This window comes from Pantoea sp. X-Soil-TKNS-1211 (assembly GCF_059730495.1).
On sequence record NZ_AP035955.1, the window covers coordinates 105,766 to 124,908 of the forward strand.

General features: G+C 39.7%; 16 protein-coding genes. All 16 read left to right on the top strand.

All coding sequences use genetic code 11. From position 1 onward, the window contains the following. The first annotated feature begins 21 nt into the window (after positions 1 to 21). Positions 22 to 1,029: an alpha/beta hydrolase gene (locus AC6I8W_RS23845; RefSeq protein WP_497839001.1), complete on the top strand. Its 1,008-nt coding sequence runs from the start codon at positions 22 to 24 to the stop codon at positions 1,027 to 1,029. A gap of 807 nt (positions 1,030 to 1,836) precedes the next feature. Beyond that, on the top strand, positions 1,837 to 2,550 hold the full coding sequence (locus AC6I8W_RS23850) for an EAL domain-containing protein (protein ID WP_497839002.1): 714 nt from the start codon (positions 1,837 to 1,839) through the stop codon (positions 2,548 to 2,550). A 243-nt stretch (positions 2,551 to 2,793) separates the two neighbouring features. Then, positions 2,794 to 3,069 carry an exopolysaccharide production protein YjbE gene (yjbE, locus tag AC6I8W_RS23855; RefSeq protein ID WP_497839003.1) on the top strand — a complete coding sequence of 92 codons (276 nt, stop codon included), beginning with the start codon at positions 2,794 to 2,796 and terminating at the stop codon, positions 3,067 to 3,069. Positions 3,070 to 3,194: 125 nt separating this feature from the next. Further along, on the top strand, positions 3,195 to 3,608 hold the full coding sequence (locus AC6I8W_RS23860; RefSeq protein WP_497839004.1) for a helix-turn-helix domain-containing protein: 414 nt from the start codon (positions 3,195 to 3,197) through the stop codon (positions 3,606 to 3,608). Between the two features lie 98 nt (positions 3,609 to 3,706). Continuing rightward, positions 3,707 to 4,843 (top strand): polysaccharide export protein, encoded by a 1,137-nt coding sequence (locus AC6I8W_RS23865; RefSeq protein WP_497839082.1) that lies wholly within the window; start codon positions 3,707 to 3,709, stop codon positions 4,841 to 4,843. Between the two features lie 5 nt (positions 4,844 to 4,848). Next, positions 4,849 to 5,283 (top strand): low molecular weight protein-tyrosine-phosphatase, encoded by a 435-nt coding sequence (locus AC6I8W_RS23870; protein WP_497839005.1) that lies wholly within the window; start codon positions 4,849 to 4,851, stop codon positions 5,281 to 5,283. A 13-nt stretch (positions 5,284 to 5,296) separates the two neighbouring features. Continuing rightward, a complete protein-coding gene (locus tag AC6I8W_RS23875) occupies positions 5,297 to 7,468 on the top strand; it encodes a polysaccharide biosynthesis tyrosine autokinase (RefSeq protein WP_497839006.1) in 2,172 nt (723 codons plus the stop codon). 261 nt (positions 7,469 to 7,729) lie between these two features. Then, positions 7,730 to 8,773: a hypothetical protein gene (locus AC6I8W_RS23880; RefSeq protein ID WP_497839007.1), complete on the top strand. Its 1,044-nt coding sequence runs from the start codon at positions 7,730 to 7,732 to the stop codon at positions 8,771 to 8,773. 39 nt (positions 8,774 to 8,812) lie between these two features. Next, positions 8,813 to 9,985 (top strand): glycosyltransferase family 4 protein, encoded by a 1,173-nt coding sequence (locus AC6I8W_RS23885; RefSeq protein ID WP_497839008.1) that lies wholly within the window; start codon positions 8,813 to 8,815, stop codon positions 9,983 to 9,985. After that, a complete protein-coding gene (gene murJ, locus AC6I8W_RS23890; protein ID WP_497839009.1) occupies positions 9,982 to 11,460 on the top strand; it encodes a murein biosynthesis integral membrane protein MurJ in 1,479 nt (492 codons plus the stop codon). The genes AC6I8W_RS23885 and murJ overlap by 4 nt, the downstream gene beginning before the upstream one ends. Then, a complete protein-coding gene (locus AC6I8W_RS23895; protein WP_497839010.1) occupies positions 11,447 to 12,013 on the top strand; it encodes an acyltransferase in 567 nt (188 codons plus the stop codon). The genes murJ and AC6I8W_RS23895 overlap by 14 nt, the downstream gene beginning before the upstream one ends. Beyond that, positions 12,006 to 13,166 carry a glycosyltransferase gene (locus tag AC6I8W_RS23900; protein WP_497839011.1) on the top strand — a complete coding sequence of 387 codons (1,161 nt, stop codon included), beginning with the start codon at positions 12,006 to 12,008 and terminating at the stop codon, positions 13,164 to 13,166. The genes AC6I8W_RS23895 and AC6I8W_RS23900 overlap by 8 nt, the downstream gene beginning before the upstream one ends. 198 nt (positions 13,167 to 13,364) lie before the next feature. Then, the gene (locus AC6I8W_RS23905) at positions 13,365 to 14,837 is read left to right on the top strand and encodes a right-handed parallel beta-helix repeat-containing protein (protein ID WP_497839012.1); all 1,473 of its coding nucleotides are present in this window, start codon (positions 13,365 to 13,367) and stop codon (positions 14,835 to 14,837) included. 130 nt (positions 14,838 to 14,967) lie between these two features. Next, positions 14,968 to 16,389, top strand: coding sequence for a mannose-1-phosphate guanylyltransferase/mannose-6-phosphate isomerase (locus AC6I8W_RS23910; protein WP_497839013.1), 1,422 nt, complete (start codon positions 14,968 to 14,970; stop codon positions 16,387 to 16,389). A gap of 14 nt (positions 16,390 to 16,403) precedes the next feature. Then, positions 16,404 to 17,780 carry a phosphomannomutase CpsG gene (cpsG, locus tag AC6I8W_RS23915; protein WP_497839014.1) on the top strand — a complete coding sequence of 459 codons (1,377 nt, stop codon included), beginning with the start codon at positions 16,404 to 16,406 and terminating at the stop codon, positions 17,778 to 17,780. Between the two features lie 145 nt (positions 17,781 to 17,925). Continuing rightward, positions 17,926 to 19,083: a glycosyltransferase family 4 protein gene (locus AC6I8W_RS23920; protein WP_497839015.1), complete on the top strand. Its 1,158-nt coding sequence runs from the start codon at positions 17,926 to 17,928 to the stop codon at positions 19,081 to 19,083. Positions 19,084 to 19,143: the final 60 nt, after the last annotated feature.

Sequence of the window (19,143 nt, forward strand, 5' to 3'; positions counted from 1 at the left end):
AAAGACTCAAAGGGGAACATCATGAAATTAAGCAAAACATTCTTAGCCGTCGCCTTAGCTGCCATCTCTGCCTCCAGTATTGCGGGTGAGCCACAACCAGAACACCACGTACAGGCATTTCTCACCGCGCTGAATAGCAGCGGCGGCAAACCGATGGAGCAGTTGTCACCACAGGAGGCGCGTCAGGTATTGATTGGGGCACAGAAAGGGGCGGTCCTGCCAGCCGCAGACGTCACAGAAAAAACCATTGAAGTTAACGGGCAGCCGCTGAAGCTGAATATCGTCAAACCAAAAGGTGCACATGGCACGCTGCCCGTGTTTATGTTCTTTCATGGCGGCGGTTGGGTGTTAGGTGATTTCCCGACCCATGAGCGTCTGGTGCGTGACCTGGTGGTTGAGTCCGGCACGGCGGCCGTCTTTGTCAATTATACCCCGTCACCAGAGGCACATTTCCCGGTGGCGATTAATCAGGCTTATGCCGCCACGCGTTGGGTGGCAGAGCACGGCCAGGAAATTGGCGTTGATGGTAAACGTCTGGCGCTGGTGGGGAACAGTGTAGGGGGTAACATGGTTGCGGCGGTGGCCTTGCAGGCGAAACAGCAGCACACCCCGGCAATTCGTTACGATGTGATGTTATGGCCGGTGACTGACGCACACTTTGATACGGCGTCCTATAACCAGTTTGAAAATGGCTACTTCCTGACACGTAATATGATGAAGTGGTTCTGGGATGCTTACACCACCAAAGAAAGCGACCGTAACAATATTCTGGCCTCTCCGTTACGTGCCACGCGCGAGCAATTACAGGGGCTGCCGCCTACCCTGATTCAGACCGCCGAACTGGATGTACTGCGTGATGAAGGAGAAGCATTTGGCCGCAAGCTGGATGAAGCGGGTGTGGATGTCACCGTTACGCGCTACAACGGCCTGATCCATGATTACGGTCTGTTGAATCCGTTGAGCAATGTTCCGGCAGTGAAAACGGCGCTGCGCCAGGCAGCCGAAGAGTTGAAAACCCACCTGAAGTAAAGCAACCGGCCAGGCTTAGCGCCTGGCCCTCTGTTGTTTCCCCATCACCCTGCCTGATCCAATTCAATGTCAGAAACCGTAACCTTTTTCAGGTTATGGGATGTCGGCAACTGTTCCATAGGGAAAGATGATATTGAATGGACAATCATACGAAGAGGCACATTAGCCACTCCTTTTTTAGCCAATTGATGCGATGACGTTCAGTGAACAATAGGGCTGACCATTTCCATGCCTGGGGCTTAAGGTAACATTTTGAAAAAATGAGTAAGTTAAGGTCTGCTTAATGATTAATTTTAAACATATGACTGTTTGAAATTTAAGCGATGTTGAAATCACCTGTCTAACCCAGGCTGGGCCTGCATTAGGGCCATTCATCAGCATTCATTATGCACAAACCAGAAACTTAATAGTTCCGCAAAGGTACTAATAGTATACTTTTTAACGGCTAATCAATCATTTATCATGCCTCTCTGAGGAAAATGCACGAAAATCTGCTACATTTCATTAACATAGTTAACTGCTCAGGTCTTAATTATTAAGGCATTACCAGGTGAGCGTTAATATCCGACTGTATTTTATCAAATATTTGTCCCCTCCTGGCTTATGTGACTGATATATAAAGCATAGTGCCATAAAATAACTATTTCTACCCGAATTCTCGGGATAATCTTCTATTCATTCGATTTAAGAAAGGATCGATCGATCAAAGGCTATTTTTTGATAGGTAAAAACATAGATAAAACCGATCGTAAAGTGTTTATTGATTGGTATTAGTGATCATAGAATGAGAATCATCTGATGTGTGTTATGGAAAACATCCTCATGAATCTCAGCGAAGTCTTAACAGGTAAAGTTATCAGTGGTATTGAAGCGGAACCGATAGTAGACAGAGCAGGGAATGTTCTGGCGGTAAAGATACGCACAGGAAGCGCCTCACCAGGGTGGTTTTTCAGGCAAGCGGGTAAGCCGAGTAAAGCACAGAAGAAAAAACTGTTGAAGGACCAACTGAGTCTCATCGATCAAAAGACAGCATATTTTCAAAACAATAATATTTTATGCTCCATCAACATTGATTTTGATATGGCTGCGATCCTGATACAGGAAGAGGAGATCGCCGAGTTAGCCAGATCAAAGCCCTTTTTACGTTTAGAGATTTCAGAAGGCTTCCCAAATCTTTCCGATGGGAGAAGTAACCGGGTATTGCAGGCGTTAGCTGAAGAGTACCGGTTGTGGTTGGGAGATTTAGGCTCGGGTGGATCGAGCCTGAGAGCTTTGCAGGAAAATCTCTATGACGCCGTAAAGATTGATAATGATTTTTTTAAGATCTACAGCAAGTCAGGTATCTGGCCGGTCATTATCAAGAACATAATGCGATATTGTAATTTTATTATTATCGAAGGTGTGGAAAGCACAGAGCAGTGCCATGCCATCGAAAAGGAAATTAAAGCGATACAGGGTGGATGTTTTAAAAGCGTACGACTTGAGAATATCGAAAGTTTAAATAAGAAATTCATATTATAACTCTGCACTTTTAATATAAGTCTTTTTTCACAGCAAAATGGCGGCGTTGTCCTGCCCATTACTTTTATTTTTGCCAGCGTCGCAAAGGCGTCGCTGCGCCTGTTGTATTGATTATTTATTTTTCAGGCTATTGGCGCCAGTAAGCTAAGGGCGGTAGCGTGCCTGAAAGGTCCGGGATGAGTGAGCAGTAAAAAGTAGTAAAAAATATCATTCATTATCGCTAATAACCAAAAAGGTAACATTATGAAAATCACAGCAATGACTACGTTGTTATTAACCGGTTTGCTGAGTTTAAGTGTAAACGCAGCGGAAGAAACGACTACGCAACAAACAGCAGCGGCACAGAATGTGGGTGCGCCAGCAGGTGAAAGCGCCACCAGTTTTGCCGTAGGAAACAGTGTGGTTATCGGTGTCTCTGCGGTTTCCGCGCTGGCAGCACTTGGGTTGGCGACGCAGAGCAATAACGGCAGCAACACGGGAACCACCACCACCACCACCACAACCACCACCGGCAGATAGTACTAACCAGACAGCGGAGGGCATCGCAAAGGTGTCAGAGAGATATGAGGATAATATCTAATGATTACTATTTAAGTCTGGGTTTACGGGAAGCGTTAAAAGTCCACGAAGGCGGACTACAGGACATGACTATCTCGTTAAGTTCTGACCTGAAAACCCTCAGACTGTATAAAGACATAAGCATTTATTCTAATGAGAAGTTTTTTGTCGGTAATTGCCTGACAACCTTTGTGATGAGTTACCAATTAGATGATGGGCTTACGCCTTTACATCATAAATTGTACCGGCTCATCGCTGAAAGAAAAACCATGTACCTGACTCCGCGAGAAATCGATGTTTTGAAGGATTTATTGGACGGACAAAACATTCTTGAGATCTCAAGGAACAGTGGGCTTAGCCCCAAAACAATCAGTGCACAAAAAAATTCAGGGTTGAAGAAACTTAAAGTCAGTAATTTACATATGTTGCATCGAGACATTTCATCATTCAGAAATCTGTTTTATGGAAAACAACGCAGCCACGCAGGGATGGATTTCTAAAGGTGGGTGAATGACATTTCCCTTTACTATGCCTCTTTAGCAAATTGATAAAGAGGCCTTATTTTCTTGCATTTAATAGGATGATAGTTCAACTCATGATGATGAAATTGCCTTTCAGATTATCCGCGATTGCGGTATCTGTTTTTTTTCTTTCTGCCTGCACCATCGTTCCCGGCCAACATTTATCAACGAGTGATAAAGATGTGGTAGAGCAGATGGATTCGAATACGGACATTAGCAAATACGTTACTGTTTATCCGCTAACACCAAAATTGCTTGATTCGCTGCAACCACAAAAAGTGATGTCCAGCGCTAACCCGCAGCTGGAAGATGAAATCAAAAACTACCAATACCGCATCGGCATTGGTGATGTCTTGATGGTGACGGTATGGGATCACCCCGAGCTGACCACCCCAGCCGGGCAATACCGCAGCGCCAGCGACACCGGTAACTGGGTAAATAACGATGGCACCATCTTCTATCCCTATATTGGCAAGGTGAAAGTCGCCGGACGCACTATCGAGGAAGTCCGTAACGAGATCACTGAGCGACTGAAAACCTATATTGAAAGCCCGCAGGTTGATGTCAGCATCGCCGCGTTCCGCTCACAAAAGGCGTACGTGACCGGGGAAGTGGTGCGGTCAGGCCAGCAGGCCATCAGCAATATCCCGCTGACGATTATGGATGCAATCAATGCCGCAGGCGGTTTAGCCCCGGACGCGGACTGGCGCAATGTGGTGTTGACCCACAATGGTAAAGACAGCCTGATTTCTTTGCAGGCATTAATGCAGCAAGGCGACCTTCGTGAAAACCGTTTGCTGACACCTGGGGACATTTTGTTTGTACCGCGTAATGACGACCTGAAAGTGTTCGTGATGGGCGAAGTTAATAAACAGTCCACGCTCAAGATGGATCGCAGCGGTATGACGTTAGCTGAGGCATTGGGTAATGCCGAAGGGGTTTCACAGGAAATGGCCGATGCATCGGGGATCTTTGTGATCCGTCAGCTGCATAACCCGGCAGGGAAGGGCAAGCTGGCCAACATTTACCAGCTGAATGCGAAAGATGCTGCGGCGATGGTGATGAGCACTTCGTTCCAGTTGCAGCCGTATGACATCGTTTATGTCACTGCCGCCCCAATTGTGCGTTGGAACCGCGTGATTTCGCAATTGGTTCCGACGATTGGTGGTGTGCATGACCTTGTCCAGTCTGGACAGTACATCCGCGAATGGTGATGAGTATGTTTGATTCAATTCTGGTGATTTGTACTGGGAATATTTGTCGGTCTCCGATAGCGGAACGAGTTTTGAGACAAGCATTTCCTGCAAAAAAAATCGATTCCGCGGGTATTGGGGCATTAGTTGGGGAACCCGCAGATCCAAGTGCAGTTCGCGTTGCTGAAAAATATGGTATTTCACTTCTTGAACACTACGGAAGACAGTTCGACGTTTTGCAGGCTAGTCAATATGAATTACTACTGGTAATGGAAAAAGAACAGATGGAAGAAATTAGCCGTCGTGCGCCTGAATTGCGCGGAAAAACGATGTTGCTTGGTCATTGGATTGGTAATAAGGATATACCCGACCCATATAGAAAGAGTAATGAAGCCTTTGAATCAGTTTTCAAATTGATTGAAAAAGCATGCCAGTGCTGGGTAGCAAAACTTATTGACTAAAAGCAGGAATAAAATGATGTTAACCTCAATTGAAAATAAAGTCAGAAATGAAGGTTCAGAGGGCTATGATATTAGTCGTATTATCGGGGAGATTCTTGATGGATGGAAATTGATCTTATCAATCTGCTCGATTTTTCTGATGCTGTCGATTTTCTATGTTCTATTTTCTACTCCGGTGTATAAAGCAAGTGCCATATTGCAGATAGAGCAAAATCAAGGAAATGCTATATTAAACAGCTTGAATCAAATATTACCAGACTCGCAGCCTCTAACTGGTCCTGAAATATCAATCATTCAATCAAATATGATTGCCAGTAGAGTCGTTTCAGATTTGAATCTGCAAACATCAATTGAACCTAATTATTTTCCAATATTTGGTAGAGGATGGGACAGATTATTTGGCGTAAAAAGAGGCAGTATCGAGATTAGTGATTTGTTTATAGAGGGAACGACAACGAAGAACCCTCAGAAACTGATTTTAACTGTTATAGATAATGATCATTATAAAATCGAATTTAATGATAAAGAAATCAATGGAGTAGTGGGTAATGCGCTTGTTTCCGATGGGGTAACTATTAAGGTAGATAAGATCAGTGCAAATATAGGTGCGACATTTGTAGTTAAATATTTGACTAAACTAAGAGCAGCTAATGACCTTTTGAATAATTTAGATGTTGCGGACCAAGGTAAGGATAGTGGGATTTTAAGAGTCACTTTTACGGGGACTGATCAAAATAAAATTGAGAACATCCTCAATAAGATAAACGAAAGTTATGTAAATCAAAACGTAGAGCGTCAGGCTGCTCAGGATACAAAAAGCCTTGAGTTTTTGAAAAACCAACTCCCGGAAGTTAGAAATGAATTAGATGTAGCAGAAGATAAACTAAATGACTATAGAAAGAAAAAAGACTCAGTAGATTTATCTCTTGAAGCTAAGTCAGCATTAGATCAGTTGGTCAACATTGACAACCAATTGAACGAGTTGACATTCAAAGAGGCAGAGATTTCTCAGTTATACACAAAAGAGCATCCGACTTACAAATCTCTTTTAGAGAAAAGAAAAACATTGCAACAAGAAGAAGATGCACTGAATAAGAAAATCTCGACAATGCCAGCAACACAGCAGGGCGTATTAAAACTAAGTAGGGATGTAGAGTCAGGAAGAGCTGTTTATATGCAGTTGCTGAGCAGACAACAAGAATTAAATATTGCGAAGAACAGTGCAATTGGCAATGTTAGAATAATAGATTCTGCGATTGTTGGTGTCGATCCGGTAAAACCAAATAAAATATTAGTTGTTTTGATGGGGTTAGTAATTGGGTTGTTTTTATCTATAGGTTTGATTATTTTAAGAAATGCATTAAGAATAGGATTGGTATCGCCACAACAACTGGAAGACGAAGGCATCAATGTATATGCAAGTATTCCAGAGTCAACATGGCTAAAACGTAATTTAAAGAACAATAGCAAAGGAGGACATAAGTCGGGGGATAAAAATCATGCGCTGCTTGCAATAGATAATCCAGCTGATATGTCCGTAGAGGCAATACGAAGTTTAAGAACAAGTTTGCATTTTGTAATGGCCGAATCTGCGAACAACATTCTGATGATATCTGGTTCCACAGAGAATGCCGGAAAAACATTTGTTAGTGCAAACCTTGCTGTTTTGGCGGCACAGGCAGGTAAAAAAGTTCTAATCGTAGATGCAGATATGAGAAAAGGTACAGCTCATAATCTCTTGGGTGTAGAGATAAAAAGCGGACTGTCGGATATATTAAGTGGAGAAAGGAAACTCGAGAGTGTGATCAATAGACTGGACAACTATAACTTAGATTTTATCACCCGCGGTAAAATTCCGACTAATCCTTCTGAACTGCTTATGAGTGATAGAATGCGAGAGTTTATAGAAGAAATAAAAAGCAAATACACTCTAATTATTATAGATACACCGCCTGTTTTGTCTGTGACTGATGCAGAAATTGTAGGTGCCTATTGCGGAGCAAATATGCATGTTGTCAGATACGAAGTTAACACTTTAAAAGAGATCCTTCTGAGTAGGTCAAAATTCCAAAAAAGTGGTAGTTTCTTAACTGGATGTGTTTTGAATGGTATTACGCGAAGGAGTAGCCGTTATGGGTATAGTTATGGATATTATGGTCATAATTACAGTGAAGTTCCTGATTAAAGCAAGATAAAATTAGGATGTGTAGCAAAAATACTATTTGAGAGTTAAAGGATGATTTACACATCATTGTTTATTCTGGTTGCTATCGCGATACTAACGTTCTTATATTCAATGTTAACGGGTAAGGTTGGGATTTTTTACACTCAATGGGTGGTTTACCTTGTATGGTTCTTTTGTGTTCCTGCATTCTTACAGTACTCTGCTCATCAGTTTCCGTGGCCAAACTTTCCTAAAGATACCGAGATAAATGAGGTAAACACAATGTCCATTGTGTTTACTCTGTTTTTATTCATTGGTTACTCTTTATCTTTCAAGAAAATAAGCAAAAAAAACACAAGTGGATATGGATATTCAATTTCAACAATGACTAATGTTTTGGCGATAATAATGTTGCTACCAGCTGTTGTATTCATTCAGATTACAGGAGTAGGTTCCTTTTTTTCAGGGCGTTCATCACTGGGAGAAATGGTATATGCAGATAGTTTTATGCCGATGCTTTATGCATTATCAAAGTTTGTTGCCTTTGGAGTTTTGGTCGTATACTTGTCGTTGTGGAAAACAAAAGATTTCAAACATGCCAGTGGTGCGACTGTTGTCTTGATGATGTCTGTGATGGTCAATTTTATAATTAACAATCCGTTATCGAGTCCAAGATTTCACTTCCTGAGTATGACAATTGCTTTAGTCATAATGGCAGGATTTATGAATAGTAAAAAATCTTTTGTTATTCTATTTTTTGCTTCACCTATCTTATTGTTTTTTCTTTTCCCTGCAATCAAACACCTTGGAGACTCATCGCAAGATTTTAAAACGTATGATACGGCAAGTTATATAGTGCAGGGTGTAGATTTTGATTCATTCCAACAGTTGGTTAATATATTGAGATATGTCCAAGATAAAGGGTATTCTTATGGAATGAATTTTATTGCCGGTGTTTGTTTCTTCATACCAAGATTTATATGGGAGTCGAAACCTAGCAATTTAGGGATATTAGCAGCTGACCATCAAGGTTATTTTTACACTAATTTAAGTGCGCCACTGGTTGGTGAGTTATATTACGCAGGGAATTTTATATTTATAATATTAGGTGCTGTCATATTAGGTGGGTTGACAGGAAAGGCGGATTCATTATTACGGAATAGAACCATCTCACCGATGTATTTAACAGGTTTATGGATTTCTTCATTTGCATTTATTGTGTTTAGAGGATCATTCGGTTCGGTAGCTCCGCCTATAACATTAGGACTATGTTCATCATTAATTTTATTCGCAAGTACGAAAAGAATACCAAAATCCTCAAGTTAATTAATGAGAAAATTACAGGTGAAGGGATAGAATTACTCTATGAGAAAAATCATAATGTTCACAAGATCTTTACCCATGCACGGTGTTGGTGGTATGGAGGTCGTGGCGTGGGATTTAGCCCAATCTTTGTCCAGATTAGGGTGTGATCTAGAAGTAATAACAACAGAAGCAAAAAATTTCAAAGGTAAACAAGTAATAAATGGAGTTCCAATACATTTCATTGAAGGAGTAAGAGCTGGGAAATATTCCAGGAAATGGTGGGAGAAATCAAAAGAGGTTTTTGACCTAAATTATAAAGAAAAATGTGACTGTGTGTTCAGTGTCAGCACAGGTGCATATGGTTTACTTAAAGATAAAGCCAGTTACAATGATATTGACTTCGTGATCCAGATTCATGGAACAGCATGGGGTGAATTAATATCTAAATTGAAATCAAGAACTCTAAAAGGATTCTTGACATGGCCTAAAAATCTATCATGGATGTTTAGAGATTTAGTTAATTACAATAATTTCGATAAGATTATCAGCATTGGTAAACAAGTGTCTGATGATCTATCAAAATGGCCATACGAAAAAATCATAGACCCTGCTAAACATATAATGATAAAGAATGGAATAGACCATGTTTTATTCTCGCCTAATGAAGGGATTAAAAATGAAGTTCTAGAGAAATACCAAATACCCAAGCATAAAAAATTAATAGTAACTGCATGCCGTCTGCATGAACAAAAAGGAGTGTTGAATTGCCTAAGGACACTGGAAAAAATAAAAGATGATATACAGTTTTTTTATGTTGTTGTAGGTTCTGGACCACAAGAAGGCTATCTTAAAAAAGTTACTAATGAGTTAAGACTTACAGATAGAGTTCTATTTACAGGCTCACTATCAAGACCACAAATAGCACAGCTAGAAAGTGCTTGTGATCTATTTTTATTTCTTACTGACCGTGTTGAGGGGCTACCGCTAAATGTGCTTGAGGCATCTGCGGTTGGTCTTGATATTGTTATTTCTGAACAAGTGAAACTTTTCGATTCTGTTAGAATAACGTCAGTAAATCCAAAGGAGTATGAAAAAAATGCTCAAATAATTGTTGATAAATTATCAGCAAAAGAATTGTTGACCGATGCCTACTTACCTTCAGAGTATACGCTTGATTACACTGCAGAAAAATATCTGGAAACCATATGCCAGATTGATAAGGAGCAGAAGTGAAAAAAGCTATCACATCATTGGTGAGTGGTAATCTAGCATCGAAGCTCTTAGGCCTGATAAGAGAAATGGTGGTCGCAGCTTTATTCGGAACAGGATACGTAAATGGAGCGTATCGTGTAGCACAAACTGGAACTTTAGTACCTGTCAACTTTCTAGTAAGCGATAGTCTGACAGCTTTTATACCACTATTCAAAAAGTTCAGAGAGGACGATGAAGATAAGGCATTACTTTTTTTTTGGTTAATGCAGCTTTTTTTTCTCATTTTCTCCGTTGTGCTAACTATAGGGGCATTTTTATTTGTAGATGAGTGGTTAAGCTTACTCGCTCCTGGTTTAGATCCAAAGACAAGAGCATTGTCCGAATCAATGTTACTAATAATGAGTTTGGGCATAATTTTATACTTAAGTTCAGCTCTAATAAATTATATTGAAATGGCAAATGAAGATTTCACGCCGATGTCACTTCGACCATCAATACAAAATTTAGGTATGCTTATCGGTGCTTTTTTTGCTTATTATCTCCATGATCCCCTTTATTTGGCATGGGGGTTTACAGTAGGTTATGTTTTCTTCTTTTTGTGGGTGTTGAAAAGAGGCCTGAAGAAAAAAATCATTGCGTTCCCAAGTAAAATACAACGCATTGATATTAAGGATGTAATGCAATCTTTCTGGGTAACTATTAAGCCTCTGGTTTTTTTGCCTTTTTTATACCAGGGTAACATTGCGATAGAACGAGCAGTCGCAACTCTAATAAGTTTAACCGCAATATCAGCTCTGGATTATGCAAAGTTTATTAACGAAACTTTACTTCTCATAGTGTCGACGCCAGTTGCATTAGTTGGTCTCGTGAATTGGTCAGGTGAAACTACGGAAGGCCTAAAGTTAAAGTTAGCAAAAGCAATTAAAATAATATTGATTATCTCATTGCCTATTTCACTATTCATTTATCTTAATTCAGAGATGATAGTTTCAATTTTATTCGAAAGAGGTCGTTTTAATAAAGAATCAATTGATGTCACAGCAATGATCCTTAAAGGTATGTCTGTTGGGTTATGGGCTAATGTAGTTGGATATGTACTCGTAAAAGCATTAACTGCTCAGTTTCGAAATGGAACAGTTTTAATAATTATGTTTTTTAGTGTGGCTGCTAATGCTTTGTTCAATATCCTATTTTATCAGCATTATCGAGAAATATCTTTAGGGTTGGGGAATTCACTATATGGTATTGTAATGTTTATATCTGCAATGACCTATTTGAAGTTGTGGGGTGAGTTTAAAAAATTAATCCCTCCAATATTAATATCTTCAATTATTTATCTTGTTGTTTCATATTCAGTTAACATGGTTGATAAGTCTATCTTCACTTTCTATATTAACAGTGCTGTTTTCTTGTTGTTTTGGAGTGGGTGTGCATTCTTAATTCCATCCTGGAGGATGCTAATTGTTAAGGAGATAGTAAGTCGTGGCAAGAAATAGAATAAAGCTGATACATCTTCTTTCGTTGTTTAATGTTATAATTCTAAAGATTAGATTTGGTAGTAAAATAAAGCTAGACATAAGAAAGGTTTTCATTCACCCAGGTGCTACTGTAAATATTAAAGAGGAGGGAAGGATAAAGATAAACACTGCTGGTGGAAGAGTTTATATCTCTAAAGGGTCATCCATATTAGCCTCTGGTGGTGAGTTGGAAATCGGAAGTGGTGTTTTTTTTAATAGTAACCTGAATATTGTCTGCCATAAAAAAATAACAATAGGTGACGACTGCATGTTTGGACATAATATCTGTATTTTTGACTCTGATCATCGTTTTGATATTCTCGGGGATAAATTTAGTTCCCAAGGGTATGTTGTTCGTGAAATATGCATTGCGAATAATGTGTGGGTCGGAGCAGGTTCTGTAATAACTAAGGGAACAAGTATTGGGTCGAATGTTGTCGTTGGTGCTAATTCTGTCGTCAGAGGTTCATTAGACGATAATAGCTTATACGCAGGCAATCCGGTAAAACGATTAAGAGGGATTCATGAATAAATATATAATACTATTATCAACTGCAGATTGGGATAATCCCTTTTGGACGAATAAACAACATGTTGCAGTAGAGCTTGCCAGATTAGGTTATAGAGTATTATATGTTGATTCCTTAGGCCTTAGAAAGCCAGGTTTAAATAAAAAAGACATGAGGCGTGTTTTTTTAAGAATTTTCAAGGCACTGAAACCACCTAAAAAAGTGAAGGATAACATATGGGTTTGGTCACCAATTAATTTGCCATGGAATAATATTTCATTCGCACGATTCGTAAATAAAACATATTTGCGTTTATTTCTTTCATTTTGGAGTAAGACTCTTAAATTTAAGGATCCGATTTTATGGACTTACAATCCTTTAACAACGGAGTTCCTTGACCCAGGTAAATACAATAAGACCATCTATCATTGCGTGGATGAGATCAAAGAGCAGCCGGGAATGCCGAGAGAAATATTGGAAAGGGAAGAGATAAAGTTATTGCAGGTTTCGGATGCTATTTTTGTTACCGCCCCCCAACTCTATGAAAGTAAGAAGAAATGGAATCGTAATATTTTTTATTTTTCTAATGTTGCTGATTACGGTCATTTTAACAAGGCCGTTACGGTAGACTATGAACTACCTGTGGAGTTAAGAGGTTTGAAAGGTCCGTTTATTGGATTTATCGGGGCGGTTAGCAACTATAAAGTGGATTTTGAACTTTTAGAGTATATCGCCAGTTCACGGCCAGACTATAATTTATTAATTATAGGGCTCGTCGGTGAGGGGGAGCCAGGAACTAATGTAAATATATTAAAAAAATATTCTAATATACATTTTCTTGGGCCAAAAAGTTACGATATTTTACCTGGTTACTTAAAGTTTTTCGATGTGGCACTTTTACCGAATAGGTTAAATGAATATACAGACAATATGTTCCCTATGAAATTCTTTGAATATCTCGCAGCAGGTAGGCCTGTAGTGAGTGTCAATCTTTCATCAATCCGTGAATTTGATGGTGTGGTCAAGATTGGTCATTCTCACAGTGAGTTTCTCAGGCATATAGATGACTGCCTGGAGGAAAATAACTCAAGGCAACTGGATTTTCTCAACCTTGCAAAAGAATATACATATGAAACCAGAATGAAAAAGATGCTAAATGCAATTAATGAAATTTAGATAAATAAGAATTAAAAAGCTCCTATGAACTGGAGGTGTATTTTGCACAGACGCTCATTTCTCGCGGTCATTCTCTCTTCAATTACGCTGTATGAGAATTGCTTTGCAAAAACATCAATTTCACCTAATCTTACGGAGCTAAAATTTGACAAGGATGTTTTGAAGTATAAATCAGATAATAAAGTCGACAGGGGGTATTTGAGTGACAATGATTCATTCAACTCTGATTTTTTGTTTGTAAAAAACAGGAGTGATGGTGTTGCAGATTTATACGTCTATCATGTCGAGCCTAAAAGTTTATGGTTTCAGAGTAGAGATTATGTCTATACTAGAAAAGGAGGTGTTTGGGTTAGGCTAGATTATTACTTTACGCTTGAAGATTTCGGGGCAATTTCTGATGGTGTAACTGACTGTTCCAGAGAAATTAGCTTGGCACTTAACTCTGGTTTAGTGATACGCGCTGTTAATAAAGGGGTTTATTTGCTCCGTGATACTGTCAGAATATCCGCTGTAACTCTGGACTTCATGGGTTTTGGGAAAGGTAAGACGGTATTCTTACTCGACCATATTAATCATGGTGTCGTATATGATGAACCGAAAAATAAAAATGATAAACGCAGCGTTTATCTTTCCGACTTTACAATAAAGCGACTAAATTCGAATAATTATAAATTATCTGCCGGACCTAAAGGTTTGTATGTGGCTAATGCCAGTCCTCTGAGGATTTATGATGTAGAAGAATGCTATGGGATAGGTTATGGGATTCATGTCGATTATAGCAACGACATAATTATAAGGCGCTGTCATGTCCATAATCACCAAGATGATATGGGAGGTGCCAGTGGCACGGATGGTATTCATATATATAGGTCTGGAAATATCTTAGTAGAAAATAATGTCATACATGATGTTGGTGATGATGCTATTTCTACAGGCTCATTTGATCCAAAGCATGGCATTAAAAATGCTGTAATCAAGAATAACTATATATACAACACTAAGAGTGGAATAAAGATATATTCATTTGCGAGTGATGTAAGCGTTAATAACAATCGCATCGTTAACTCGCGTGAAGGTGGTGTATATATAACTGATGATAAAAACTCAATAAATGAGGCGACAGTAGATAATGTCGTTATAATGGAAAATTTTTTTTCTTCCATAGGGGTTTCTTCTAAAAGTGATGAGGCGGGTGCGTTGAGAATTAGGTTTTGGCCTAATAAAAACACCAAATCTCTTATATCTAACATTACGTTCAGGAAAAATAAAATCCAGGATTGCTTAACTGGCGTATCGATTCTTACATATGATTCTGATAAAAAAGCAAAGAATATTTATATTGACAGCAATACTTTCAAAATGACAATTGATAATGAAGGTATTAATATTCGACATAAACAACTTCAGTATTTTATAAGGGTTGTACAGTGTTATGGTGATTTTGTAGTTTCCAAGAATAATTTCTATTCCGATATGTCAATCTTAATTAAGTTTGATATTGCTAAAATCAAAGAAACTGAAGAGAAATTCAGAGCAATGTTTATGTTTATAGACAATAGGGTCCATGTACTCTCAAAAACAAAGAATTTAATTGAATATTTCATGGGTTTTGAATGCGTTAGTCATTATGCAATGAAAAAAAATCAACAGATTCGAAGGCAATCTCAATGAAGTAATAGTGTTTATTTAATGTTTCCTCATTAGTCTTATGCGAATTAATTAACTTCCTTTTTTGACACAGTTAACTTGGTTTGCTTTGAATGATTACAAATTCTATATGTTTAACTATGAGGCGTGAATTATGATTCTTCCAGTAATCATGGCTGGCGGCACGGGTAGCCGTCTATGGCCAATGTCTCGCGAACTTTACCCTAAACAATTTCTACGTCTTTACGGCGATTACTCTATGCTTCAAGAAACGATTACCCGATTGAAGGGGTTAGACGTTTCTGAGCCATTAGTGATCTGTAATGAGCAGCATCGATTTTTGGTTGCTGAACAACTGCGTAATATTGGGCAGTTATCTAAGAACATTATTCTCGAACCTGTTGGGCGCAATACTGCTCCTGCTATAACATTGGCAGCGCTTAATGCAATCACTCAGGGTGAAGACCCTATGTTATTGGTGTTAGCAGCAGATCATGTCATTGGTAATCAAAAAGCATTTCACCGTGCGGTTCAGGATGCAATTCCTTATGCTGAACAGGGAATGCTTGTAACATTTGGTATTGTTGCTGCAGAACCGGAAACAGGTTATGGCTATATCCAACGTGGTGCGTCATTAGGAAGTGGTAAACCCCCTGTATTCCGTGTTCATCGTTTTGTTGAGAAACCAGACCTTCCAACAGCATTACAGTATCTGGAGTCTGGTGAGTATTATTGGAACAGCGGTATGTTTCTGTTTCATGCAAGTCGCTTCCTGGAAGAAATGTCTCAGTTCAGACCAGATATTCTGGCAGCATGTAAAACAGCGATTGCCTCTGCTCAGACAGATGCACATCAAGATTTTATCCGTGTTGATAAACAAGCCTTTATCACGTGTCCTGATGAATCAGTTGATTACGCGGTCATGGAGAAAACAACTGATGCTGTCGTTGTACCTCTTGATGCTGGTTGGAATGATGTAGGTTCCTGGTCGGCACTTTGGGATGTCAATCATAAGGATACGCAGGGCAATGCTCTGGCCGGTGATGTTTTCACACATCATACCAGTAACTGTTACATCAACACTGACGAAAAATTGGTTGCTGCAGTCGGTGTAGATAACCTGGTAATTATCAATACCAAAGATGCGGTACTGGTAATTGATAAATCACAAGTTCAGGACGTTAAAAAAGTTGTTGAATTTCTCAAGAAAAATGAGCGTGGTGAACATCGAGTCCACCGTGAGTCATACCAACCATGGGGAAAAAACGACAAAGTTGTGAGTATGCCTCGCTATAACGTTAACCGCGTAACGGTAAAACCCGGTGGTATGTTTTCCTTGCAAATGCATCATCATCGCGCTGAACACTGGGTCGTTCTTTCTGGAACTGCAAAGGTAACTATTGAAGATAACACCTTTTTATTGACGGAGAATCAATCCACATTCATTCCCATAGGTTCTCAACATATGCTGGAAAACCCTGGAAGGATTCCTCTTGAATTATTAGAAATACAGTCCGGTTCCTATCTTGGTGATGACGACATTATCCGTACCAAAGATCACTATGGCCTTAGTTAATAAAGGAATGAAAAATGTCTGGTAAATTAACCTGCTTTAAAGCGTATGACATTAGAGGGAAATTAGGTGAAGAATTAAATGAAGATATTGCTTACCGGATTGGCCGTGCATACGGTGAATATCTGAAGCCTAAAAAAATGGTGGTCGGTGGTGATGTGCGATTAACCAGTGAAGGCTTGAAACATGCTCTGGCTAATGGTTTACGTGATGCCGGTACGGACGTTGTTGATATTGGTTTATCCGGTACTGAAGAGATCTACTTTGCTACCTCATATCTAAATGTTGATGGTGGCATTGAAGTTACAGCCAGTCATAACCCGCTAGACTATAATGGTATGAAGTTAGTTCGTGAGGGCTCTAAACCGATAAGTGGGGACACTGGCTTACGAGATATTCAGCACCTGGCTGAGGTAAATAATTTCTCACCCACTGGCCCAGAAAATCGTGGCAGCTATACCAAACTCTCAGTTCTGGATGCTTATGTCGATAAACTGTTTAGCTATGTCAACCTGAATAATTTCACGCAACCAATGAAACTTGTTGTTAACTCAGGTAACGGGGCGGCAGGGCATGTAATTGATGCGATCCAAGAGCGCTTTGAACTAGCTGGCGTTGGTATTCAGTTTATCAAGGTACATCACCAACCCGATGGCAATTTTCCTAACGGTATTCCCAATCCGTTGTTGCCTGAGTGTCGGCAGGACACCACAGATGCAGTCATCGTAAATGCAGCTGATATGGGTATTGCATTTGATGGTGATTTTGACCGTTGTTTCCTCTTCGATAGCGAAGGGAAATTCATTGAAGGTTATTATATTGTCGGATTACTTGCTGCCGCCTTCCTTGAAAAAGATCCAGGTGCACGCATTATTCATGATCCACGCCTCAGCTGGAATACTATAGATATCGTTACGGGCGCTGGCGGTGTGCCTGTGATGTCGAAAACTGGGCATGCCTTTATCAAGGAACGCATGCGCCATGAAGATGCGGTTTACGGTGGTGAAATGAGTGCTCATCATTACTTCCGTGATTTCGCTTATTGTGATAGTGGGATGATTCCGTGGTTGCTTGTAACAGAGTTACTCCAAGTCAAAGGTCAATCTCTAAGGCAGCTAGTTAACAGTCGTATGCTTGCTTATCCGGCTTCCGGGGAGATAAACAGCATACTTGATCAGCCACAGCAGGCGATTGAACGTGTATTACAGCACTATGAAGATGAAGCATTAAGCCTTGATAGAACTGATGGTATTAGTCTTGAGTTTTCTGACTGGCGATTCAACTTAAGAAGTTCCAACACTGAGCCAGTAGTTAGACTCAATGTGGAGTCTCGCGCAAATGTCGCTTTAATGCAACAGCACACTGATAACATCCTCGCTATTCTGCGTGGTTAAATATTATTTATTAACATTTATAAATATTAGTTTATTCTCACATTTAAATTCCCTTACTTTATCAATTTTTAAAGTTAAATTAAAACAAACAAGATTTAATAGAGCTGGTTTTGTTTGTACAATCGGTATTAAAGAGGATTGAATTATGTCACAAGATATAAGTATAGGAATCGTGGCCGACTGGTTAGTAGGTTTTGCCGGTGCCGAGCGTGTGATTGCGGAATTTATCCATCTATTCCCCGCATCCCAAATTTATTCTGTTGTCGATTTTTTATCAGATGATTCCCGTCATCATTTTCAAGATAAAAAAGCGACGACATCGTTTATTCAGCGTCTGCCAGGAGCTAAAAAAAAGTATCAAACTTATTTACCGCTAATGCCTTTAGCCATTGAACAACTTGATGTCACCCAACATGATGTCGTGTTATCCAGCAGCCATGCAGTGGCCAAAGGGGTGTTGACTGGTCCTGATCAACTTCATATCAGCTATGTTCATTCACCCATCCGTTATGCCTGGGATTTTCAGCATCAATACTTGCGTGAATCTGGGTTAGATAAAGGATTGAAGGGTAAGATTGCTCGTTGGATGCTTCACAATATCCGTATGTGGGATTACCGTACGGCGAACGGTGTTGACCACTTTATCGCTAACTCCCACTTTATTGCACGGCGTATCAAGAAAGTTTATGGCAGGGATGCAGACGTTATCTATCCTCCTGTTGATGTCGAACGCTTCACTTTACATGAAAAGAAAGACGACTTCTATTTTACAGCCTCGCGGATGGTGCCTTACAAGCGTATCGATCTGATTGTTGAAGCCTTTAGTCGTATGCCAGAAAAAAAATTAGTCGTAATTGGTGATGGGTCTGAGATGGCTAAAATTAAATCTAAGGCGACACCAAACATTGAAATACTTGGCTACCAACCGAATGAGGTGATGGAAGACTACATGAGACGTGCAAAAGCATTCGTGTTTGCTGCTGAAGAGGACTTCGGCATTACACCGGTTGAAGCTCAAGCATGCGGCACTCCGGTAATTGCCTTTGGTAAAGGAGGGGCGTTGGAAACTATTCGTCCTTATGGTGAAGAATTTCCTACAGGATTGTTCTTCTATGAACAGTCTGCCGATGCTATTGTCGAAGCAGTAGAAAGTTTTGATATCATTGGGCATGACATACTCCCAATTGATTGCCGTACCAATGCTACGCGTTTTTCAGCAGAGCGTTTCCGTAATGAACTGGACATATACATTAAAAGTAAATGGGAGATATTCAAACAGAACAAGGAAGTGGTCTATTCATGATAGTTAAAACAAAATTTGTCGTGTTTCAGACTCGACATATCAGGCCACAAAGAAATTAAA